We start from the raw sequence: 24,456 nt of genomic DNA, 5'->3' as shown, positions 1-24,456 counted from the left end.
GACCTTATCAATTAAGGCTCACTTCGGTGGGCCTTAATTGTTTTTGGTCGCCCAGTAAATAGTTTAAAACTAATTAATAATCTAACACTTTTCTTTTTTGTAAACTTTTTTATACATTTTTTCTGGTTCTCAATTCTCCATTTCTAAACAATTTCAAGCATTTCATTTTTCTCGCTTTTAGTTCATGATTGTTTTACTTTAGCTTCATAAGATAATGAATTAACTCTATTTATTCTTGTTCGTTGTGAAAAATAACTATGTGATTCAAGCGTTTATGGTGCTTGTTAGAGCAAGATTAGAAAAATTCATTCGTTAAAACTAGCAGTATTGGCTAAAATTTATACTCTAAGTCCAATAAATTGGCGTGAGTCGCGGGCTGCGGACAGCAAGCGTATCGAAAAAGATTGAAAGGAATAATCAAATGGAACAGAGCATTGCAACTTCAAGTGCAACCATTGTATCTATTCAGGGTCAAGCGTTTGCCGTAGATGCCCAAGGCAACATTAGACCCCTCCAAGCGGGAGATACTATTGCGCCTGGAGAATTGATTATAACTTCTCAAGGCGCGCAACTTGGTTTTTATTATGGTGATGACCAATATGTGCTGGGCGATAATAGCGCTACTCAATTACCTGAATTTGATCCAAGCCAAACACTTTCGCAGTTAAATGCAGCCAATGACCTTGATGTAGAAGCGCTACAACAAGCCATTTTGGAAGGGGCCGACCCGACCGAACTATTTGAGGCCACTGCTGCAGGTGATGCTCCCGCAGGAGATGGCTCCTCGGCCGGTAATGGTGGATTTGTAACTATCGAAAGAATTGGCGTTGAGACCATCGCTCAAGCTGGTTTTGATACGCAACCTCCAGCTACCAGTTCTGAGCTCGCAGACACAGACAGCGAAGCTACAGAGCCCTTAGCAATAAATAACTCATCCAATGAGCCACCCCCTCCAGCACCAAGCCCTGATCAAGCGCCAACTATTAGCTTAAGCGTACAAGCTATTACCGAAGGGAGCGTTGATACTGATACTGTTGTGGCTACATTTAGCTCTAGCGATCCCGATGGTGATGAGATCACTCATAGCCTAGTTAATGATCCTCAAGGCTTTTTTGTCATCGATGGCAATGAGATAAAGCTAACTGAAGCGGGAGTGGCAGCAGTAAATGATGATCAGCTAAACCTGACGTCTCTAAACATTACAATACAAGCTGAAGCAAATGGTTTGACAGCAAGTGACAGCGCTGATGTAAGCATCGCTCGCACAGACGATGGAGTTACACCTCCGGTTGACCAAGGTCCAAGCATTAGTGTCGCTGCAGAAACGCTCACCGAAGAATCCGTTTCTACTGATACTGTAGTAGCTAACTTTACGTCTAGCGATCCAGAAGGTGATGCGCAGACCTACGCCTTGCTCAACAATAGCGATGGCTACTTGGTGCTTGATGGCAACCAAGTCAAACTGACCGATGCCGGTGTAGCCGCGGTTAACAATGACCAGCTGAACCTAACTGAACTTGATGTCAGTGTGGAGGTTACAGCAAACGGCCAAACGGCCAGCGATAGCGATACAGCCGCTATTACTCGCGTGGATGAAGGTCCAAGCATTAGCGTCACTGCAGAAGCACTCACTGAAGAATCCGTGTCTACCGACACTGTGGTAGCTAACTTTACCTCTAGCGATCCAGAAGGTGACGCGCAGACTTACGCCTTGCTCAACAATGGCGATGGCTACTTGGTACTTGATGGTAACCAAGTCAAACTGACCGATGCGGGTGTGGCCGCGATTAACAATGACCAGCTGAATTTGTCAGAGCTGAACGTTAGTGTAGAAGTGACCGCCAATGGCCAAACTGCCAGTGATAGCGATACAGCTGCCATTACTCGTGTGGATGAAGGTCCAAGCATTAGCGTGACCGCTGAAACGCTCACTGAAGAATCCGTTTCTACTGATACTGTAGTAGCTAACTTTACCTCTAGCGATCCAGAAGGTGATGTGCAGACCTACGCCTTGCTCAATAATGGCGATGGCTACTTGGTGCTCGATGGCAACCAAGTAAAACTCACCGATGCCGGTGTGGCCGCGGTTAACAATGACCAGCTGAATTTATCAGAGCTGAACGTTAGTGTAGAAGTGACCGCCAATGGTCAAACTGCCAGCGATAGCGATACAGCTGCCATTACTCGTGTGGATGAAGGTCCAAGCATTAGCGTTACCGCTGAAACGCTCACTGAAGAATCCGTTTCTACTGATACTGTAGTAGCTAACTTTACGTCTAGCGATCCAGAAGGTGATGCGCAGACCTACGCCTTGCTCAACAATGGCGATGGCTACTTGGTGCTTGATGGCAACCAAGTAAAACTCACCGATGCCGGTGTGGCCGCGGTTAACAATGACCAGCTGAATTTATCAGAACTTAACGTTAGTGTAGAAGTTACTGCCAATGGCAAGACTGCTTCTGCCAGCGATATGGCAGATGTTATTCGGGTGAACGATGCACCTACCACCAGTAATGTGGTTCTTGACCCAGTGGCGGAAGATGCTGAGGATGGCCGAGTGATCACCGAAGCCGAGCTCCTAGCTAATGCCGGTGATATCGATAATGACCTAGCGGATTTATCGGTGAGCAACCTAAGCCTTAATGGTAACGGCACGCTCACCAACAATAATGATGGCACTTGGACCTACACGCCAGCTAAAGACGATGATGGCAGCGTGAGCTTTAGCTACGACATTAGCGATGGTGACGCCACCATTAGCACAGGTACTGCCGACCTAGACATTACCCCCGTGAACGATGCACCTACCACCAGTAACGTAGTGTTAGACCCAGTGGCTGAAGATGCAGTGGGTGGGCGAGTGATCACCGAAGCCGAGCTCCTAGCTAATGCCGGTGATATTGATAATGACCTAGCGGATTTATCGGTGAGCAACCTAAGCCTTAATGGTAACGGCACGCTCACCAACAATAATGATGATGGCACTTGGACCTACACGCCTGCTAAAGACGATGATGGCAGCGTGAGCTTTAGCTACGACATTAGCGATGGTGAAGCGACCATCAGCACAGGCACTGCCGACCTAGACATTACGCCTGTGAACGATGCTCCTACCACCAGTAACGTAGTGTTAGACCCAGTGGCTGAAGATGCAGTGGGTGGGCGAGTGATCACCGAAGCCGAGCTCCTAGCTAATGCCGGTGATATTGATAATGACCTAGCGGATTTATCAGTGAGCAACCTAAGCCTTAATGGTAACGGCACGCTCACCAACAATAACGATGGCACTTGGACGTATACGCCAGCTAAAGACGATGATGGCAGCGTGAGCTTTAGCTACGACATTAGCGATGGTGACGCCACCATTAGCACAGGTACTGCCGACCTAGACATTACGCCTGTGAACGATGCACCTACCACCAGTAACGTAGTGTTAGACCCAGTGGCTGAAGATGCAGTGGGTGGTCGAGTGATCACCGAAGCGGAGCTCTTGGCTAATGCCGGTGATATCGATAATGACCTAGCGGATTTATCGGTGAGCAACCTAAGCCTTAATGGTAATGGCACGCTCACCAACAACAACGACGGTACTTGGACCTATACGCCAGCTGAGAACGATGATGGCAGCGTGAGCTTTAGCTACGACATTAGCGATGGTGACGCCACCATTAGCACAGGTACTGCCGATTTAGACATTACCCCTGTGAATGATGCGCCAGACGCACAAGATGATAGCTTCGCTAATATTGCATCATCAGAGACAGTTTTGCTTGACCTTGTTGCTAACGATAGCGACTTGGAAGGCGATGCAATCAGCGTTAAATCAATTCAGGGTACAGATCTAACTCCTGGTGTCGCTCAAAGTATCTCTGTACCAAATGGAGTGGTGAATGTAACTGCTGCTGGAGTTATCAGTTATACAGCCAGTGCAAATGGTAGTGGCTTAGTCGAGTTTTCATACGTATTACAAGATGAACATGGCGCGGAAAGCAGCGCTGATGTAAGCGGCAATGTCGTTAACTTGTCCAACGACAGCGCTCAAGTATATGAGTCTGGCTTGGTCAGTGGTTCTGCACCTAGTACTGAAACTAGCTCAGCCACAGGTAATTTGTTAGCAAATGATGATGGTTTAGTTGACGGTTTAGAGTTAAGCAGTGTGATTTATCAGGGTATTCCGCATACTGCTGACGCGAATGGCGTAATTACGATTGGTACTGCTCAAGGGCAGTTAAGCGTTTATACCCAAGACTACAATGGTTTTAGTAAAGGTGATTACGAGTATCAGCTAGAGAGTTCAAGTTTAGATGGTGATGGAGTAAGCGAAAGCTTTAACTATTTGGTGGCTAATCCAACTTCGGGCTTTGTTACTCAAGCAAGCTTAGAAATAAGTATTGAAGACGATGCTCCAATTGGCCACGACCTTTCTCATAGCTTAGAGTCAAGCCCATTATTGGTAACGACCAACCTTGTTCTGGTTTTAGATACTTCTGCCAGTATGACTAATGGTGAACACGGTGATGGCTTAAACTACCTAGAAATCGCCGTTAAAGCTTTGTCTAATTTAATAGAACAAGCTGATGCTGCAGGTAACGTCAATGTGCAAATTGTTGGCTTCTCTGATTCTGTAATAAGCAGCGGCTGGATCAGCGATAACGTTGAAGACGCTTTAAGCTATTTACAAGATTTGAGCTCAGGTGGTGGTACTCACTACGATATTGCGCTTAATGAGGTGATTTCAAGCAGTACCAGTGCTCAGCAGCCAGAAGCTGACAATACCTTGCTGTATTTTATCTCTGATGGTGAGCCAAACTTTGGTTACGGTATTGATGATACTGTTGAGTATAACGGCTCCAATGGCCTTGCAGCATGGGATGAGTTTGTTCAAGACAATATTGATACAAGCTACGGCATTGGCATTGGTCAGGCAGATTTAGATGTATTGAAGGATGTGGCTTCAGAATCTGCGACAGATGAATTTGCCTTCATCGTTGATGATGTAACAGACTTATCTTCCACACTTGTTGAAAGCTACCTTGAAGCTGAAGTTGATGCTTCACTTGGTTTACTGCAAACCGCCTCTACAGACGGCTTCATGGTTGGTGCTGATGATGGTTACGTAAGTGCCATTACAGTAGACGATGTAACGTATAGCTATGATCCTAGTGCAGTTCCAGAGCAAGAGAAAAACGTCAGTATTACTACTGCTTTAGGCGGAGTTCTGCTGCTTAACTTTGTAACCGGCGCATACTCTTATGAGCTTGATGTTGGTGGCGATGGATGGGGACAACAAGAAAACATTGCGGTAACCGTAACCGATTTTGATGGTGACACAAGCTCTATTAGTATCGAAATTAACACTGTATTTGAAGCAGTGGTTGATGCTAACCGCGATGTGATTATTACCAATCAAGATGGTAGCAGCACTATAAGCGTACCAAGCCTAGCACTACTCTGGAACGATACTGGCGACGACATCAGTTTTGATGGAGTAGGCAGTGCCGTTGGTGGTTCGGTAAGTGGTAGTGATGAAATCTTGTTTGATTCAGATGACGGAGTTGGCTTAGGTATTCACGATAGCAACTTTGAAATCGAAGAGTTATCGATTATCGCAACTGCTGAAGATGTGAGCTTTGTTGATTTTAATGGCCACGATGCGGTGGACTTAAGTGACCGTTCCCTATTTAGCCTAAATGACGGAAATATTCCTCAAATCGTATCGGGAGGTTATTCATTCACCTACCAAAGTGAGTTGGTAAATGATAACGACCCAGTAACAAATGCCGATGAAGATTGGATTAAAGTTACTTTAGCGGAAGGTGAAGTGCTGTGGGCAAATATGGCCACTATTTCTGGTCAAGAAAGGGTCAAAGTAGATGCCTTCATTTATGATGCAGAGGGAAATCTTTTAGTCACTGATAACGGTACTACCAAATTCGAAGAAGATTGGCAGGGACCTAGAGGTAGCTTTACTGCAACCGAAGAAGGTGAATATTACATACAAATCGTTGCCGATGATGACACCGATAGCGGTTTTTATCAGATGCATCTAACCATTGATGCTAGCAGTGCTGTTTATCAAAAATCAGCGCTTACCGATACCCAGGAGGAATTTGAATATAGCATCATAGGTGATGGTGGTGCCTTAGATACAACCACTGCAGAGCTTATTGGTGTTCAAGGTAGCTCAATTGATGGTGGCGAGGGTGATGAAGTACTTGTAGGCAATGAGGCGGCTAATGTTATTGATGGTGATGCCGGAGATGACGCCTTAGTTGGTTATGCGGGTGACGACCAACTTGATGGTGATGTTGGAGAAGACTTGCTGATAGGTGGCCAAGGTAATGATATTCTTACCGGTGGTGATGACAGTGACATGTTTGCTTGGTTAGATGGTGATGATCAATCTACCGGTAACGATACGGTAACTGATTTCACCTTAAAAGCTGATGGCGACGCCGATGTGCTTGATTTAAGTGATTTGCTGCAAGGTGAAACAGAGGCAAGCTTAGAATCGTATCTGTCTTTTGAAACGGTCAATAATGGCGGTAATGTTGAGACGATTATCTCAATCGATAAAGACGGCGCCAGTAATGGTGAAAGTGTTCATCAAACTATTACCCTTAAAGATGTAGACTTCTCAGGCATGAGCGATAGTGAGATTTTGAGCCAATTAATTGAAGATCAACAGCTTAATGTAGATAACTAGCCGCTTAAGGTTTGGGAAATTGTAGATTCAAGAGTAAGCTAAGGCTTACTCTTGATGTTTTTGTTTATGGAAAGGACGCTCGGTGCAGGACGCTAACCCACAGCAGCAATATCGCGATTTAGATTTAACCGCAGAAAGAACAGACCCTTTACTGAGTAGTTTAGTGTTTTTATCTAAGTATTACGGCAAACCTTTTTCTGCGCGCGCGCTATCTGCTGGCCTGCCTTTAGAGGAAGGCTTGCTTACACCAGCCTTATTGCCTCGTGCCGCTTTGCGTGCCGGTATGGACGCCTCTATCGTTAAAAAGCCAATTAACAAAATACCTGAATTGCTCTTACCTTGTATTTTGCTGCTAAAAGATGGTCGTTCTTGTGTGCTGCTTTCACGAACTGAAGAAGGCATAGAAGTCGCTTGGCCGGAGCTTCCCGATAGTCATGAACACATATCTTTAGATAAGCTTGAACCAGATTACACTGGCTTTTGCTGTTATGTTCGTAAGCGTTATCGCTTTGATGCTCGTTCTCCAGAGTCATTAAGCAATAAACAAGGCCATTGGTTTTGGAATACCCTGCGTCGCTCAGCGCCCATTTATCGTGATGCCTTGGTCGCTTCCTTGTTTCTTAATTTGTTTGCTATAGCCTCTCCGCTGTTTGTAATGAATGTTTATGATCGGGTGGTACCTAACTCGGCGATTGATACCTTATGGGTACTTACCGCAGGTATGGCCTTGGTGCTGGTGTTTGATTTCGCTCTCAAGCAAATGCGCGCTTACACCTTAGATTTAGCGGCGAAAAAATCTGATATTTTGCTCTCTGCGCGGATCTTCGAAAAGCTACTCAATATCAAAGCAGAAGTGCGGCCGCCTTCGGTAGGGGCTTTTGCTAAGAACGTACAAGAGTTTGATTCCATTAGGGAGTTTGTTACTTCGTCAACCATTGCTGCCCTGGTCGATGTACCGTTTTCCTTGCTGTTCCTATTGGTCATTGCCATGGTGGCTGGGCCATTAGCTCTGGTGCCCGCTGGTGCCGCTCTACTGATGCTACTTTACTCTTTTTACATTAAACGCAAAATGCATCAAGAAGTTGAGTTGGGTAGTCGCTTTGCCAGTCAAAAAAATGCCCATCTTATCGAAAGCTTAAACGGCATTGAATCCTTGAAATTGGCTGGGGCTGAGAGTCAGTTTCAACACAAGTGGGAAGAGTTAGTGGGTAACATTGCCACTTGGAACATGGCTATTCGCAAGCTAGCCACTTCGGTAGGTAACGTTAACGCCTTTGTCTCACAAAGTACCACGGTATTGATTGTGGTTGTTGGGGTATTCCAAATCTCTCAAGGTGAGTTATCGATGGGCGGCTTGGTTGCCGCTGTTATGCTCACTGGTCGCGCCTTAGTGCCATTCTCTCAAGTATCTTTACTCGCAACACGTTATAACCAAGCACAATCTGCATTGGAAAACCTCGAAGATATTATGCAATTGCCCGATGAGAACTTAGAGCGTTATATGCATCGTTCTCATTTTGACGGAGCAATCAGTTTTACGGATGTGAGCTTTACCTATCCTGGTAGCGATCAGCAAGTACTTAAGAATGTAAGCTTCTCTCTAAAAGCCAAAGAAAAAGTTGCGATTATTGGCAAAATTGGCGCTGGGAAAACCAGTTTAGAGAAAGTCTTATTGGGGTTCTATACGCCTCAGCATGGTGCTATTCGCCTCGATGGTGTAGATCTCAACCAAATTAGCCCAGCAGATATTCGACAAAAAATGGGCTGCTTACCGCAAGACATCAATCTGTTTTTTGGCTCTATTCGTGAAAACATCACCTTAGGCGTGCCGCATATTGAAGATGAGTTAATCTTCCGAGCCGCTGAATTGGCTGGTGTTACTCAATTTACCGATGTGGACCCAGAAGGCTTAGACAGACAAGTCGGCGAGCGTGGTCAATATCTATCGGGTGGGCAGCGCCAAGCTGTCGCTTTAGCACGAGCACTGTTGTTTAATCCGCCAGTATTGGTATTGGATGAACCAACCAGCAGCATGGATGCCTACTCAGAAAATCTCGTCAAAAAGCGTTTGAAGCAAGTCGCTGAAGATAAAACTTTTGTATTGATTACCCACAAGATGTCGATGTTGGATTTAGTTGATCGGATTATTGTACTCGAACGAGGCCAAGTGGTTGCCGATGGCAGCAAAGCAGAAGTACTAGAGTTGTTGCGTAGTGGCAAAGTGAGGGCGCCAAATGAGTAAGCGCAAGCAGGACCTCTCGGAAGCTGAGCTAAAGTTTGTTGACGATATTAATGCTGCTATTTTGATGAAAACGCCACGTCGTTCTAAGCGTTTGTTGTGGCTTATTTTTGTTTTGCTAGCTTGCGCACTGTATTGGGCTCACTGGGCCAAAGTTGATGAAGTTACAGTAGGCAGCGGTAAGGTCATTCCTTCGCAACAAATTCAAACCATTCAGAATCTAGAAGGCGGTATTCTCAAGCAGATTTTGGTTAAAGAAGGTGAGCAAGTTGAGCCAGCTCAACCCTTATTATTAATTGACGATACCCGCTTTCGTTCCGACTTTAGAGAACAACAACAACGAGTGATTAATCTAGAAGGCGACGTGGCTCGTCTTAAAAGTGAAATTGCCAGTATTCAATTAAACCCAGAATTACCAACGCAGCAGTGGCGTGATCAAGTGCAAGTTGTTGAAGTCGACATTGCCTTTGATGATGAGTTTAAACAGCAATACCCCTCAGAAGTCACTGGCCAGCAGCTGCAAAAGTCAGCACGTTTAAGCGCATTACAAAATCAGTTATCCATTACTGCTGGTCAAATAGAGCAAAAGCAGCAAGAGCTACTTGAGCTTAAGTCCAAAATTACCCATGTAAATACTAGTTACAATCTTGTCCTAGAAGAATTGCGAATTACCAAGCCTTTAGCCGAAGAAGGCATTGTCTCGCAAGTTGAGATATTAAAACTACGCCGCCAAGCCAACGATTTAAATGGTGAGCTGCAAAGCAGTAAGTTGCTAGAACCAAAGATCAACAGCGCCATCGGCGAAACCATTTATAAACGCCGAGATATCGCTCTTAACTTTCTTAGTGAGGCTCGCCGTGAGCTCAACCAAATTGAAGCAGAGCTACAACCTTTAAGCGAGGGGCAGGTTGGCTTGCGTGATAGGGTTGATAGAACCTCGGTGGTTTCTCCGGTAAAAGGCACGGTAAAGAAAATCTACATTAATACCGTTGGCGGCGTCGTCCAGCCAGGTATGAGCATCATGGAAATTGTCCCGATCGAAGATAACCTTTTAGTTGAGGCGAAAATTCAGCCAAAAGATATTGCATTTCTTCGGCCAGGGCTTAAAACTGTTGTTAAATTCAGTGCTTACGATTTTTCTATCTACGGTGGATTGGACGGCCAACTAGAACATATTAGTGCCGACACCATTTTGGATGAAGAAGGGAATAGTTATTATTTGGTCAGGGTACGAACCGATAAAAACTATTTAGGGAATGATGAAGCTCCATTGCCTATTATTCCCGGCATGCTATCTAGTGTAGATATCATCACTGGCAAGAAAAGTATTTTAGATTATTTGCTAAAACCAATAATTAAAGCGCAACAATCAGCGCTACGCGAACGATAAGAAAGTCTGTTTGCTAACCCTTTGGTTAGCCTACGACAAGGAGTGTTAATGAATAAGCTGACCTTAACCCTAGCGTCTGGTCTATTGATGTCTTGTAACTTGGCTTCAGCACAGTCATTGGAGCAAGCGGTAGCTAAAGTGCTTACCGAGCATCCACAGCTGCAGTCATCTTTTAATCAATTTAAGGCCAGCAGCGAGCAATACCAAAGTGCCAAAGGCGGTTACTACCCAACGGTAGATCTCACCGCTGGTGCAGGTTGGGGCCAACGGGAAACTGAAACTCTGGGCGTAAATAGTGCTAATCCCACAGAAATTGGCGTGAGTATTCGCCAGCTTCTATTTAGTGGTTTTGCTACGTCAGGAGAGGTTACTCGTACTGAAAACGAAACCTTGGCCGATCAATGGCTGTTATATAATGATGCTGAAAACATTGCCTTGCGGGTAGTTGATGTTTACCTAGAAGTAATAAAGCAGCAACAGTTATCGGAACTTGCCGAAAGTAATCTGCAAACTCACTTGGCCATTCAAAAAGACATTAAAAAACGCACCGATTCGGGCGTTGGTTCTAGTGCTGATCTAACCCAAGTAAATGGCCGTGTTGCCCGAGCAACCACCAACTCGTTATCGGCAAAAAATAACCTGATGGACGCGCAAACTCAGTTTTTGCGAGTGGTTAACGAGTTACCCAAAGATTTAGTGCAACCGGGGGCCGATGTCGCCTTGCTTCCTGCCGACCTTGATGCAGCGCTTGCCGCGGCTTTAGATGTTCACCCAACCCTTAAGTCGGCTCAATACGACGTTGCTGCCGCGAACGCACAAACTACCGTAGCTAAAGCTAACAACTATCCAGAAATTGCCTTGGAGTTAGATGGTAACTGGGATCGTAACCAAAATGGTTTGGATGATACTAAAGATTATGAGTTAGCCGCGATGCTCCGCCTGCGTTACAACTTGTTTAATGGTGGCAGTGATGCTGCTGAAATTCGCCGCAGTGCTTACGATGTTAATCGTGCAAAAGCCGTGGGCGAAGACGCACATCGCCAAGTTAGCGAGGGTACCCGTTTAGCTTGGAATGCTTGGGATGTATTGGTTCGTCAAAAATCCTTTCTGCAACAGCATGTTGAGGCGAGCTTTCAAACCGTTGAAGCCTACAAAAAGCAATTTAACTTAGGCAAACGTAGCCTGTTAGATGTACTGAATACCGAAAATGAACTATTTGAAGCGCAAAATGAGTTCATTAGTGCCGACATTGATGAACTTCGCGCGAAATACCGTTTACTCAATGCCACAGGCTTATTGCTTGAGGCTTTACGTGTTAATCGACCAGAGGACTGGACTTTTTAATGAAAAACAAGAGCTTAATTGTCGCAGCGGCTGTTTTGGCCTTAACTGCGTGTAGTCAAACTGCTGATACTTACCAGGCTGAGCCTGCTAACTACGACCGCCAAGACCAAGATGGTGATGGCGTTATCAATGAGCGCGATCTTTGCCCAGATACCGAAGCGGGTGCAGCGGTTGATAACGATGGCTGTTCAGAGTTCCAAAGCGTAGATGATGGTTATGAGTTGATGGTCTTTTTTGGCCACGACTCAAGCAAGCTAACTGATGAATATGCTCCGCAGCTTCAACAAGTTGCCGACTTTATGCAGAAGTATCCAGAGGTGAAAATCAGTGTTGAAGGCTACGCTAGCGCTAGTGGCAGTAAGTCTTACAACCTTAAGCTGTCTAAACGTCGTGCCGCAAGTGTACGCCAGCAATTAATCGACGATTACGCTGTGAGCGCAGAGCGCATTGAGCTAGAAGCAATTGGGGAAGAGGAGTTGTTGGCTGCTGGTGATTCAGAACAGGCAGAAGCAGCTAATCGCCGAGCTCGAATTTTTGTACAAGAACAATACCGCGAAGCGGTTCCTCGCTGGTCAATTTATACGCCGCACTTAAAGCAGCAATAGGCTAATGCGAGGGCTTTTAGCTAGGTGGTGGATAGCAGTATTGGCTTGGCCAATATTGTTATTTGCTACCGCTTACCAGCTAGAAGAACTCGCCAGCACAGTTCGTAATTTCTATGGTGAAAAAGCCGAACTTAGAGTTCGAGCTTGGCGCCAAACCATCAACGATGGTCATGACTTAAGCGAAGCAGACCAGCTTCGCTCCATTAATGATTTCTTCAATCAAATGCAATTTGTTGATGATATTGATGTGTGGGGGCAAGAAGACTACTGGGCTACTCCCGTCGAATTCTTGGGCGCCGCAGCCGGAGATTGTGACGACTTTAGCATTGCCAAATACTTCTCATTAATAGAACTGGGCGTGAGTGATGAAAAGATGCGCTTGGTTTATGTAAAGTCGCTTACTTACAACCAATTTCATATGGTGGTGGCATACTATGAAACGCCTTCATCAATACCGATTATTCTCGATAACATCAATCCAAATATATTGCCGGCGACGCAACGTGGCGATCTAGTACCTATATACAGTTTTAATGGTCAGCACTTGTGGTTGATGAAAGAAAAAGGCCGTGGTCAGTTAGCCGGCAAATCTAGTCGTCTTAAGCTTTGGACCGATCTCCAGCAACGCTGGCGACTAAATAAACTCAAAAAACCAGTAAAGAATTTCGATGCTTAGGGGAACACTATGACCTTATATCGCCAGTTGTTAATTGTGGTACTGCTTATCTACGGCGGCCTGCTGGCTGTGGTATTTAGTATCGAAATTGGCAATACCCGTAGCTACTTGTCTGAGCAGCAACTATCAGATGTAAACAATACAAGCACTTCTTTAGGTTTATCCCTAAGCCCCTATCTAGAAGATGAAGATGTAATAGGTGCCGAGTCGGTAATTAACGCCATGTTCGACAGTGGCTACTATCAGCAAATTAGTCTTAAGTTGTTTGCCGATGACAGCCTTATCGACCGCCAAAACTCTCGCTCTATCGATGGCGTGCCCGAGTGGTTTACTTCACTTGAACTATTTCAGCCCAGCGCTCAAGAGCAGGTATTAACCAGTGGTTGGATGCAGCTAGGCGAACTAAAAGTAGTTGGCCACCCTGGTTTTGCTTATTTGCAACTGTGGAACGCCATGGTTGATTTAGCAAAGCTATTTGTCGTGGGGTATTTAGCAACGGTGTTGCTATTAATGCGGGCGCTGCGTTATTTGTTAAAACCACTGGAGCAAATTCAACAGCAAGCTAAGTTAATTGAGCAGCGTAATTTTGGCCAAACAATTCCGTTGCCACATACTCAAGAGTTGCGCAGTGTAGTGGGTGCAATTAACCATATGTCGGATAACATTGCCCAGCAGTTTGAAAGCCAAGTACAAGAAGCTAGCGCTTTGCGCCAGCAAGCGTTTCAAGACTCGGTATCAGGCTTAGGTAATCGCGCTTACTTCATCAATCAAAGCAAATCTTGGTTAGCTGAGTCCGGAGTGGGTGGGGTTGCGTTATTGTCTCTCGATATTATTGAAGCCATTCACGTGCGCGATGGTTTTAGTGCTCGGGATGAGTTTATTCATTCTGTAGGGGAGCTGTTTACCGCTTATACCCAGCAACAGCAGCATTTGGTATTTGCCCGCATTAGCAATTTAGAATTTGCAGTATTAGCCGAGGGTTTCGATCAACAACAACTGTTGGATCTCGCTGAGCAAATTAATAAAGATTTATTGTCCCGCTTAGCCACGTGGAAGCAGTACATGCCTCGACCATTGGTGATGGGCTTAGTATTGCGCCAAAAAGATGAAAACATAGGCGAGCTATTAACCGCAGCCGATACCGCGTTACATAACGCTCGCGAGTTGCGCGAAGGCTTCTTTAGTTTGGCTGATGTTGAGCATACGCATATTCCGCGTAGCCAATGGAAGCAGCTACTTGAAAATACCATTAGTCGCCAAAGCTTGGCTTACAAGGCGCAAGTAGTTAACTTTATTCATAGTGACAAAGTATTGCACCACGAGTTGTTTACCACCATTGAAGTGGATGCTCAGCATTACGCTGCTGGTCAGTTTATGCCGGCGGTTGAGCAATTTAGGTTGGGCGCTCAGTTTGACCAAATGGTGGTTGAGCAAGCCGCGCGAGCTTTGCTGCAAGACAATAACTTAAGCTTGGCGATTAACTTAACGTTATCGGCCATTAGCGAAGCGAGCTTTTTAGCGTGGTTAGTAGAACTGGCACAGCAGTATCAAGCGGTGGCATCGCGAATGGCCTTTGAAATTCCAGAAACGGCTTTTTTGCAAGAGAATACCCAGTTAGAAGCCAGTTTAGACAGTTTAAGAGAGTTGGGTTTCCAAATTGGTATTGATCAATACGGGCGTAATCTAAACTCTCTAAACTACTTAAGTCGGGTTAAACCTAATTACGTTAAAATTGACTATGGTTATACAGCACAGGCCTTGGCCGAAGATGGCGATAGCCACTTCTTAAGTGCGATATGTAGAGCCGCACGCAACCTACAAATTATCACGGTGGCACAGCGAGTCGAAAATCAACAGCAAGTTGAACTGCTGTCGGCCTTGCCAGTAGACGCCTATCAAGGTTATGTTGCTCCTCCTCAGCGTTTTACGTTGAATGATTAAGTGCACTAATGAGCAGAGGTAAATAATGAACAAATTATTGTTAGTGGGCTTGGTTGCCTGCAGTGTTAGCATCTCTCCGGCATTTGCCGCTTTGCTGCATACTAGTGGCGAGGCTAAGTTAGTGGTAATTGCCGACCAAGTGCAGGTGGACTTACATGCTACTAGTCTGGCAAAAACGGCCAGTGATGCTAAACAGCAGGTAGATAAAATAGTTAAAGTTACTCAATCAAACCTCGCCAATTTATTAACTGACTCTGACCGCTTTGAAGCCAGCCAACTGCAAATTCAGGCTGAATACAAATACCAAGACAGAGAACGGGTGTTTGTGGGTTATCGCGCGCAGCGCAGTATTATTGTTGAGCTGGCCAACCTAGACGGGCTAACTCAAGTACTAGATGCAGCTATGTTGAGTGGGGTGAATGAAGTGCGTCAGCTACAATACAAAAGCTCACAAGAAGAACAGTACAAGCAACAAGTGCGCGCTATGGCTGTGAACGATTCTTATGTTAAGGCTAAGCAGTTGGCAGAAGGCTATGAAGGCCAGCTAGGACCGGTGGTTGAAGTTAACTACCGCAACCAATCGGCTATTCCAGTGATGAAGATAGAACGCGCTACTCTAGCAGCAACCGATGCTAACGCTGGCTCTTATCAGGCTGCTCAACTTATTTATAGAGACAGTGTTGATGTGAGCTTTGAATTGCTAACCGAAGAGTAGCTGCGCCAAACTAGTGATTTGGTTATTATTGCTATGTTAGTTAGCTGAATTAATAAAAGCCCAAACAATATTTGTTTGGGCTTTTGCTTCTTAGTTAAATTTAGTAAGCGGCGTCTGCTACCACAAATTCGCTAGCATTATTGGTGTCGATAAGCTCTGCCGCTAAGATAACTCGCGAAGGTGCACTGTGGTACATCTTGCCTAGCATTTCATGACGAGCGCCCGTAATCGCTAAAGCAATGCCAGAGGCAACCATGCTAGGTGGGTAGGTGACGGTAGCGCGAACTACCGGGTTACCATCTACCACCATTTTGATGATGTCTTGCGAACCCGCTCCACCTAATACGGTTTTAATGTCGGTTCGGCCAGATTCTTTAATCGCCTGCATCACGCCTTTTAGCATGTCATCATCTTGGCACCAAACCGCATCAATCTCTGGGTGTTTTTGTAAGTAGTTTTCCATTACGGCTAGTGCTTTCTGGGTAGACCAATCGGCTGGTTGGCTATCGAGAATGCTCATGCCTTTATGTTGAGCAATCACCTCGTTAAACGCGTCTACCCGTTGCTTGTTAATAGGAATAGACATGCCTTCAATCACTACTACCTTGCCTTTGCCATCCATTTCTTTAGCCAGCCATTCGCCACTTACGCTACCTAAACCCGCGTTGTCACCAGCAATAAATACATTTTGCGCTGGCGTTTCTAATTCGCGATCTACTACTACGGTGTAGATGCCACTGCCGTAGGCTTCTTCAATTACTTTTTGTAAGGTGGCGGGGTTGTGCGGCAAAATAACCAAGGCATCAATGCCCTTAATCATCAAATCTTCCACATCGCCAACTTGCTTTGAACCAGAGCTGGCAGCCACTACGTAAAACTCTATATCGTCTTCACTTTTCTTAAAGTCGTCGGCGGCCTTTTCTGCCCACCACAACAAGCCTGCGGTCCAACCGTGGTCTGCCGAGGGAACGGATACACCCACTTTTAAGGTTTTAGCTACTGCGGCGTTTAATCCCAGTGAGGCAATAAAAGTGGCGGCAAGTAGTAATTTTCCTATGTGTTGCAATAAACGCATGAGTTACTCTCCTTTGTATTAATGTACGGTGTTGGTTTAGCGGTCGCGTTTAAATTGCATGAGCACTGCAATCAAAATCACTAAGCCTTTTACCGTTCCTTGTAAGTAGGGGGACACCCCCATTAAATTCAGCATGTTGTTAATAATGCCTAATATGATGGCGCCGATAACGGTGCCCCATAAGGTGCCTTTGCCGCCAGACAGCGAAGTGCCGCCTATTACAACCGCTGCAATGGCGTCGAGTTCGTAAAACAAGCCCGCATCACCAGGGCTCACCGAATTTAGTCGTGATGACAGCATCACCGCAGACAAACCCACGGTGAAACCAACAATCACAAAAGTAAGAAAATAAACACGTTGTACATTAATCGCAGAATAGGTGGCCACTTTGGGGTTAGAGCCCACCGCACATACATGGCGGCCAAAAGCGGTATGCCGCAAGATAAGGTGGCCTAAAAATGCAAGGCCGATAAACAGCCAAACAGGAATAGGAATGCCCAGCCAGTAGCCACCGCCAATGTCGGGGTAGTGGTTATTTTGCGAGACCATTTCTCCGGCATCACTAATGTATAGGGTTAAGGAGCGGAATATAGACATGGTTGCCAAGGTGGCGACAAACGCGGTGATTTTCCCTTTGGTGGTGAGTAAACCATTTACCGCGCCAAAAGCTGCACCCATGGCCATCGCCGCAGCAATAGAAACGGTCACGGCCATCCAGCCGTCACCTAAATAGTTGAGCAACATAATCACCAGTACACCCACTAGGGCGACCATTGAACCCACCGATAAATCTATTCCGCCGGCAATAATCACAAAGGTCATTCCTAGGGCAATAATGCCGGTATAGGAGACTTGTCTAAGCACATTGGTAAGATTTCTTGGGATCAAAAAGTGGTCACTGGCCATGGCCGACAGCACCACCAAGATGAGTAATGCGACTAAAGGAGCCCAGTTAGATAGAGTAAATTTAGGCAGCTTATTTAACCAACTGGTATTTGGGCTTAGCCCAGATTTTTGATTCATTTTAGCAACCTCACTCATTGGGGGCTCTCCTGCATCGGCGTAGATACCGGCGTTGCCTGGCTTTGCAGACCTGCGGCCAAAAACATGATTTGTTGTTCGTTGATTTCTTGTTCACGCAGCTCTCCTTGAATTTGGCCTTCGCGCATCACCAAAACTCGGTGGGCAAGGCCAATGAGTTCTTCCATGTCTGATGAGATCACCACAACTGCTAAACCTTGCTCGGTCATGCTTTGGATAAAGTGGTAGATTTCTTTTTTGGTATTTACATCAACGCCCCGAGTGGGTTCGTCGAGAATCAGTATTTGCGGCTGGGTATCCATCCATTTTGATAAATACACCTTTTGTTGATTGCCTCCGCTTAAGTAAAGAAGTTCGGTATCTAAGGAGGCCGCTTTAATGTCGAATTTACGCACATAGTGCTGAGCTTGTTGGCGAGCCTTGCCGTGGTTAATTAAGCCTTTGCAATAGTTGCCTAGTGAAATAAGGCTAATGTTCTCGGGTAAATTAAAGCTCATGGTTAACCCGCAGCCTTGGCGATCTTCGCTTAGATAGGCCAAGCCATGTTTTACCGCATCTTTAATATTGTGAATGGTGACGGATTGTTGATGAATAAAGATCTTGCCGCTTTGGCGACGGCGTAGCCCCATTATCGCTTCTGCTGTTTCGGTGCGCCCGCTGCCAATTAAGCCGGCAAACCCCAATACTTCACCTTGGCGCACTTCAAAGCTAATTTGCTTAAGTAAGTTTTTAACATTCAAATCATCGACTTTAAGTGCCACTTTGCTTTGTACTTTAGAGCGCGGCGGAAAAACTTGGTTAAGCTCACGCCCAACCATTTTTTTCGCCATGTCTTGTTCGTCAATGTCACTCACTTGGTCAACCGAAATTAACGCGCCATCGCGCAAAATAATTAGGCGATCGCATAGCTGTTTCACTTCTTTAAGTTTGTGCGAGATAAACAAAATCGTTACGCCTTGCGCTTTTAGCTTATCGATAAGCTTGAATAGCACGGTAACTTCTTGGCTGGTTAATACCGTGGTGGGTTCATCCATAATCAGAATGCGCGCATCATTTACTAATGCTTTTGCTATCTCGACCATTTGTTTTTCGGCCACACTCAGTGCTTCAATTAGCGCATCTGGCGATAAGTCTGTTTCTAGTAAACTCAATAGTTGGAGGGTACGTTGGCGCATGGCTTTTTTGTTAAGAAACAAGCTGCCTTTTAACTCTTGGCCTAAAAAAATATTTTCAAACACACTTAGGCTGGCAATTAAGTTAAATTCTTGTGGAATCATCGCAATGCCCAAGGCTTTGGCGTTTGCTGGACTGTTTATCTCAACGGTTTTGCCATTAACTAGCACTTGGCCGCTACTGCGCTGATAAATGCCAGAGATAATTTTTAGCAAGGTAGATTTGCCCGCGCCATTTTCACCAAGAATGCCCATTACTTCGCCTGGTTGCACCTCAACGCTAATGCCGTGTAAAACTTGTACTCCAGAAAAGCTTTTAGTGATTTTATCCAAGCTAAGAATAGGTTTAGGCAAGCTCATGAACGTTCTCCAAAGCGGTCCATTTACCATTGTTTTGCGAGGAGTGGATCATGGCATTGATGAACTGTAAGCCTTCTACACCTTGTTTCACTCCTGGCAATAAACTATTAGCCAGAATGTCGGTGGCCGATGAGCCACTGCGTGCTGTACGAATAGCCTTGGCGGTTTCGGTGTAAATATTGGCAAAGCCTTCCAAATAGCCTTCGGGGTGGCCAGCTGGAGTTCTCACCAAATGTTCAGGCTCGGCGTTGTATCCATAACCTGCACGGCTAATAATTCGGCTAGGCTGGGAGAATGGGCTGTACAGTAGTTGGTTGGGCTGCTCTTGCGACCATTCAAGCCCTCCATCACTGCCATAAACCCTGATCCGCAGACCATTTTCATTACCTGGGGCCACCTGCGAGCTCCATAACATGCCGCGTACACCTTGCTCGAATCGCAGCATGGCATGCACGTTGTCGTCTAGTACTCTCCCATTTACAAAAGTAGACAGCTCTGCGCTTACTTGTTCTAGCTGTAAGCCACTTATAAAGGCCGCTAGATTAAAGGCATGAGTGCCTATATCTCCCAAGCAACCAGCAGGTCCCGAGCGCTTTGGATCGGTGCGCCATTCGGCTTGTTTATTGCCAGTATTTTCCGCTGCGGTAGTGAGCCAATCTTGCGCATACTCCACTTGAACCAAGCGCAGCTTGCCAAGCAAACCTTCCCCAACCATTTGTTGGGCTTGGCGCACCATGGGGTAAGCACTGTAGTTATGAGTGAGCACAAACAGCTTGCCGCTATTATTCGCCAGCTCTTTGAGCTCCATTGCTTCGTGAAGAGAGCAGGTCATGGGTTTGTCACAAATCACATGAATACCTGCGGCCAAAAATGCTTTAGCTATAGGGAAGTGCAAATGATTAGGCGTTACGATACTTACCGCTTCAATGCCATCAGGGCGAGCGGCTTCTGCCTCAGCCATATCTTGATAGCTTAGGTAGCAACGGTCGGCAGCAATGCCTAAATCCTTGGCTGATTGTTGCGCTCTGGCTGGATCGGCACTTAATGCGCCAGCAACTAATTCATATTGGTTATCTAAGCGCGCAGCAATACGGTGAATGGCACCAATAAACGCACCACTGCCACCGCCTACCATTCCTAGTTTAATTTTATCCATGAGTTACTCCTATAAACCCAGAATTCGCAGATTTGCTGCTTGGTCGATGGCGCTGTCGGCAAAATCATCAAAGGCTTTGTCGGTGACTTCAATGATGTGTTGCTCTACAAAGGCTGCACCTTCCAGCGCGCCAGCTTCAGGGTGTTTAAGGCAACATTCCCACTCAACCACCGCCCAGCCACTAAAGTTGTATTGGGCGAGTTTGGAAAAAATCCCTACAAAATCTACTTGGCCGTCGCCTAAAGAGCGGAATCGACCCGCACGTTCAGTCCAACTTTGGTAGCCGCCATATACGCCTTGTTGACCAGTGGGGTTAAATTCCGCGTCTTTTACGTGGAACATTTTGATGCGAGGGTGATAGCGGTCGATAAAGTCTAGATAATCCAGCTGCTGCAGCACAAAATGGCTAGGGTCATACAAGATATTGCAACGCGGATGCTGGTTAACTGCATCCAAGAACATTTCGAAGCTAACGCCGTCATGTAAATCTTCTCCTGGGTGAATTTCGTAACATACATCTACGCCAGCCGCGTCAAAGGCGTCTAGGATCGGTAACCAACGCTTAGCTAATTCCTCAAAGCCAGTTTCAACTAAGCCTTGAGGACGTTGTGGCCATGGATACATATATGGCCACAGCAGCGCGCCAGAGAAGGTAGCATGAGCACTTAAACCTAGGTTTTTAGAAGCCCTTGCCGCCAACATCATTTGGTTTACCGCCCATTCTTGACGGGCGCTTGGGTTAGCCCTTACGGATTCAGGAGCAAAGCCGTCAAACATTTCATCGTAGGCTGGGTGCACTGCAACAAGTTGGCCTTGCAGGTGCGTCGACAGCTCGGTGAGAGTGAGGCCATTGTCGGCAAGCAGGCTTAATATCTCTTGGCAATAGCTTAGATCTTCTGCAGCGCGCTCCAAATCAAACAAACGTTTATCCCAGCTGGGCATTTGCACTCCTTTGTAACCCACACTGGCTGCCCAAGCGGCAATTGAACTTAGTGAGTTAAAGGGCGCTTCGTCACTAGCAAACTGGGCGAGGAACAGCGCGGGTCCTTGTAGGGTTTTCATCGGCAATCCTTTTATCGAAGTTCAAACCAAATGTCGTATTTTGTTGAGACTAAATGTAATCGATTACATTTAGTCTCATAAAAAAACCATGCGCTGTTCAAAGCTGGAGGCGTATAAAGCCGCACTGCATGGCATTTATTTAGTAGTTGAATAAAACTTATACAATAAAATAGTGTTTATCTAGCGTATGTTGCGAAAATGTGATCAGTTTAAAAGTTTATTTTTTGTACAAATTGCTGATTGAGTTCTTAAGTGATTTAAAATAAAGTACTTTATGATAATTGATGTAATCCGTTACATTTGGGCTAAGCTTTCACTAAGGTTAGCCTTGCTTATTACCAATCTAAGGACAGTAAATGCCTACCATAAAAGATGTGGCCAAATTGGCAGGCGTATCTACCGCAACGGTATCTCGGGCGATGATGAGCCCAGAAAAAGTATCCGAGAAAACCCGTTTGAAAGTCGAGTTAGCGGTAGCCGAGTCGGGGTTCTCTCCCAATGTTATTGCCCGAAATTTAAGGCGTAGCGAATCGAAAACCATCGTGATTATTGTGCCAGATATTGCCAATATGTTTTTCGCCAGCATTGTGCGCGGGATCCAGCAGGTTGCCTTGCAAAATGGCTACAAGGTGTTGCTGGGGGACTCAATTCACACGGTTGAGCAAGCAAAAGTGTATATGGACTTGGTACGCAGCAAGCAAGCCGACGGCATTATTTCGCTTACCGCTGAGCTGCCTATGGAGATCCGCCAAGGCACCGAAATTCCAATGGTAATGGCATGTGAGTACTTTCCTGGTTTTCCTATTCCCACGGTGCGTATTGATAATCGCGGCTCGGCTAAGCGAGCAGTCGATTATTTATTAGATATTGGGCATAGCCAAATTGGCTGTATTACCGGCCCTATGGAAAACCCAATTTGTGTGGATCGTAAAGCCGGTTATCAAGACAGTCTGCAGCAGCTAAATATTGCCGTCGACGAAGCCGCTTTTGAAGACGGTGATTTTAGTTTTCAGTCGGGGTATAGCGCGTTCATGCGTCTACACGAACACTACTCAATGACAGCGTTATTTTGCTTTAACGATATGATGGCTCTAGGAGCAATGAAAGCGGCAACGCAACTGGGTATTAAGGTGCCGCAACAGTTATCAATAGTGGGCTTTGATGACCTGTTATTTGCCGAGTATACCAACCCAGAGCTCACCACCATTCGTCAGCCGCAAGAAGATATTGGTAAGACAGCAGCCAACACGCTAATGAAGATTCTGCAGGGCAGCAAAGCCAGCCAAGATACCATTGTGCCAACTCAGCTATTGGTTCGCTCTAGTTGCTGTTCGCCAAGTAAGTAACAATGTCGTTTGTCTAAGCATTGCTATCGGGAATGAAAAAAAGCCAGTGGTATTATCACCACTGGCCAAAGGAAGGAATTGCTAAAAAATACTACTGGAATTTAAAACGTTGGTTGGTACCTCCATCACATGACCATTGTCTAAGATCTGCGCCATTAGCGCCCGAATTATTGGCTATTTCTAAACACTTGCCGCTTTGTTTATTGCGGATTTCAAAGGTATTGCTGCCTTTATCTACAAGACTCCATACTTGGCTTGTATTGGCGTGGTTACAAACCCATTGTTGAACTTTAGCGCCGTCTGCAGAGCTGCCAGATGCTAGCTCCATACATAGTTGGCTTACTTTTGCGCTAATGCTGTATTCGTTATTGCCTAAAGCGGTAAATTGGAAACGCTGGTTATTGTTACCGGTGTTGCATGACCACTGTTGATAGGTGCTACCGTTCCATAATGCGCCGCTTTTCACATCTAGGCATAAGTTAGAGTGAGCCACTTGAAGGTTGGTATAACCGCTAGGTGGAGTAATGTCGCCTGTTGGCGGAGTAGTGCTGCCACCAGTAGGTTTGTAAACCCTAATCCAATCTACGTACATTTTGTTTTTATCGCCATCTGCTAGGTCTGCATCGGTGGCAATATGGCCTGCTTCAGAGCGCCAAGAATGGTCCTCGGTATCAAGAATAATGAACATTTCTTGATCCATGTTGTAACGGCTTTTATCTAGTATGGCACCGGTATAATCTTTATCTTTCATTACCACTTGGCTCCAAGCGCCTTTAGTGGTTTTTTGGCCATTAATGTAGAAGGTCACCTCAGTGGGGCTTTTCCAGTAAACGCCAAAACGGTGGAAGCCTTCACGCCAGTAATTGCCCCAAGTAGGGGTATTGTGTGTTTGGTCGTTAAAGTCACTGCTAATTGAGTTATCGTTGTTACGGAAGAATACGTGGAAGTTGGTTGACATGTTTTTGGCAAACCAGTCTTGGCGGGCTCCGCCATACACTTCCAGAACATCAATCTCGCGCTGGTCGTTTTCACTTAGTAACCAAAAGTTGGAAGAAAGCTCTAAATTGCTTACCTTAATGTTGGCTTCTAAGAAAATGGGGTATTTCACTTTGGTTTTAGAGGTGACAACACCAGCATTAACTTGGTTAGTGCCTTGGCGGCGAGATGCACTAATAATTAAGTTACCATCACCAACCCACGATTCATCGCTTGACCAGTAGGTGAGGCCAGGGCCTGTCCAGTTATGAAAGTAAGCGTCTTTCCATTTGCTAGTAAAGGAGCTTGGCTTACCCGAATAGTTAAAAGAGTCTGAATAGCTTTCTTGTAACTCCCAGCTTTGTCCTGGGTCTAGCTCTGCTGGAATTGGGATATTATCCCAGTCTGCCGCATAAGTACTGAGTGATAAACCTAAACCGCAGGCTAATAGTAGTGGGTGCTTAGTGAATCCTTTCATTGTTATCTCCCTGTTTAGTGTGATAACAAATATCGCACAGTTATTAACCTGTTTATGCGATCTGGTCGATCAATTTATGCTCATTGTTAACCTGTTGTAAGGTGTGTGATCAAGTTATTGTTTTTGTTTTGCAGAAGGGCGGTTTTGGTGAGCAAGATCTCGGAAGGGCAGATAA

At 45.6% G+C, this 24,456-nt stretch carries 15 protein-coding genes; 9 read left to right on the top strand and 6 right to left on the bottom strand.

Annotation, left to right across the window (positions count from 1 at the left end):
* Positions 1 to 421: 421 nt before the first annotated feature.
* The 8 genes from OV592_RS17715 (at position 422) to OV592_RS17680 (ending at position 15,616) form a co-directional block, all read left to right on the top strand.
* On the top strand, positions 422 to 6,706 hold the full coding sequence (locus OV592_RS17715) for a retention module-containing protein (protein WP_406609514.1): 6,285 nt from the start codon (positions 422 to 424) through the stop codon (positions 6,704 to 6,706).
* Positions 6,707 to 6,788: 82 nt separating this feature from the next.
* Positions 6,789 to 8,948 carry a type I secretion system permease/ATPase gene (locus tag OV592_RS17710; RefSeq protein WP_406609513.1) on the top strand — a complete coding sequence of 720 codons (2,160 nt, stop codon included), beginning with the start codon at positions 6,789 to 6,791 and terminating at the stop codon, positions 8,946 to 8,948.
* Positions 8,941 to 10,335, top strand: coding sequence for an HlyD family type I secretion periplasmic adaptor subunit (locus tag OV592_RS17705; RefSeq protein WP_152780436.1), 1,395 nt, complete (start codon positions 8,941 to 8,943; stop codon positions 10,333 to 10,335). Before OV592_RS17710 ends, OV592_RS17705 begins: the two co-directional genes overlap by 8 nt.
* A gap of 48 nt (positions 10,336 to 10,383) precedes the next feature.
* Positions 10,384 to 11,679, top strand: a complete 1,296-nt coding sequence (locus OV592_RS17700) for a TolC family outer membrane protein (RefSeq protein WP_016403955.1) — start codon at positions 10,384 to 10,386, stop codon at positions 11,677 to 11,679.
* Positions 11,679 to 12,284, top strand: a complete 606-nt coding sequence (locus tag OV592_RS17695; RefSeq protein ID WP_016403954.1) for an OmpA family protein — start codon at positions 11,679 to 11,681, stop codon at positions 12,282 to 12,284. The genes OV592_RS17700 and OV592_RS17695 overlap by 1 nt, the downstream gene beginning before the upstream one ends.
* Before the next feature lie 4 nt (positions 12,285 to 12,288).
* The gene (locus OV592_RS17690) at positions 12,289 to 12,960 is read left to right on the top strand and encodes a transglutaminase-like cysteine peptidase (protein ID WP_016403953.1); all 672 of its coding nucleotides are present in this window, start codon (positions 12,289 to 12,291) and stop codon (positions 12,958 to 12,960) included.
* A gap of 9 nt (positions 12,961 to 12,969) precedes the next feature.
* Positions 12,970 to 14,901 (top strand): EAL domain-containing protein, encoded by a 1,932-nt coding sequence (locus OV592_RS17685; RefSeq protein ID WP_406609512.1) that lies wholly within the window; start codon positions 12,970 to 12,972, stop codon positions 14,899 to 14,901.
* Between the two features lie 25 nt (positions 14,902 to 14,926).
* Entirely contained in the window at positions 14,927 to 15,616 is a 690-nt protein-coding gene (locus OV592_RS17680; protein WP_406609511.1) for an SIMPL domain-containing protein, read from the top strand.
* 100 nt (positions 15,617 to 15,716) lie between these two features.
* On the opposite strand, the gene OV592_RS17675 is transcribed toward OV592_RS17680, so the two are convergent.
* From OV592_RS17675 to OV592_RS17655, 5 genes are read right to left on the bottom strand one after another with little or no spacing between them, the layout of a single operon-like run.
* A complete protein-coding gene (locus tag OV592_RS17675) occupies positions 15,717 to 16,691 on the bottom strand; it encodes a substrate-binding domain-containing protein (RefSeq protein WP_338622208.1) in 975 nt (324 codons plus the stop codon).
* A gap of 36 nt (positions 16,692 to 16,727) precedes the next feature.
* Positions 16,728 to 17,732 (bottom strand): ABC transporter permease, encoded by a 1,005-nt coding sequence (locus OV592_RS17670; protein ID WP_227981115.1) that lies wholly within the window; start codon positions 17,730 to 17,732, stop codon positions 16,728 to 16,730.
* A complete protein-coding gene (locus OV592_RS17665; RefSeq protein WP_406609510.1) occupies positions 17,729 to 19,264 on the bottom strand; it encodes a sugar ABC transporter ATP-binding protein in 1,536 nt (511 codons plus the stop codon). The genes OV592_RS17670 and OV592_RS17665 overlap by 4 nt, the downstream gene beginning before the upstream one ends.
* Complete coding sequence (locus OV592_RS17660) at positions 19,251 to 20,420, bottom strand: Gfo/Idh/MocA family protein (protein ID WP_406609509.1); 1,170 nt, start codon at positions 20,418 to 20,420, stop codon at positions 19,251 to 19,253. Before OV592_RS17660 ends, OV592_RS17665 begins: the two co-directional genes overlap by 14 nt.
* A 9-nt stretch (positions 20,421 to 20,429) precedes the next feature.
* Positions 20,430 to 21,482: a sugar phosphate isomerase/epimerase family protein gene (locus OV592_RS17655; RefSeq protein ID WP_406609508.1), complete on the bottom strand. Its 1,053-nt coding sequence runs from the start codon at positions 21,480 to 21,482 to the stop codon at positions 20,430 to 20,432.
* A gap of 356 nt (positions 21,483 to 21,838) precedes the next feature.
* On the opposite strand from OV592_RS17655, the gene OV592_RS17650 reads away from it, so the two are divergent.
* Positions 21,839 to 22,828: a LacI family DNA-binding transcriptional regulator gene (locus OV592_RS17650; protein WP_016403944.1), complete on the top strand. Its 990-nt coding sequence runs from the start codon at positions 21,839 to 21,841 to the stop codon at positions 22,826 to 22,828.
* 91 nt (positions 22,829 to 22,919) lie between these two features.
* Here the strand turns inward: OV592_RS17650 and OV592_RS17645 are convergent, their stop codons facing one another.
* Positions 22,920 to 24,281 (bottom strand): RICIN domain-containing protein, encoded by a 1,362-nt coding sequence (locus OV592_RS17645; RefSeq protein ID WP_406609507.1) that lies wholly within the window; start codon positions 24,279 to 24,281, stop codon positions 22,920 to 22,922.
* Positions 24,282 to 24,456: the final 175 nt, after the last annotated feature.

Source organism: Agarivorans sp. JK6 (assembly GCF_045277145.1).
Taxonomy (GTDB): Bacteria; Pseudomonadota; Gammaproteobacteria; order Enterobacterales; family Celerinatantimonadaceae; genus Agarivorans; species Agarivorans albus.
This window is presented reverse-complemented; position numbering and strand designations above follow the sequence as displayed.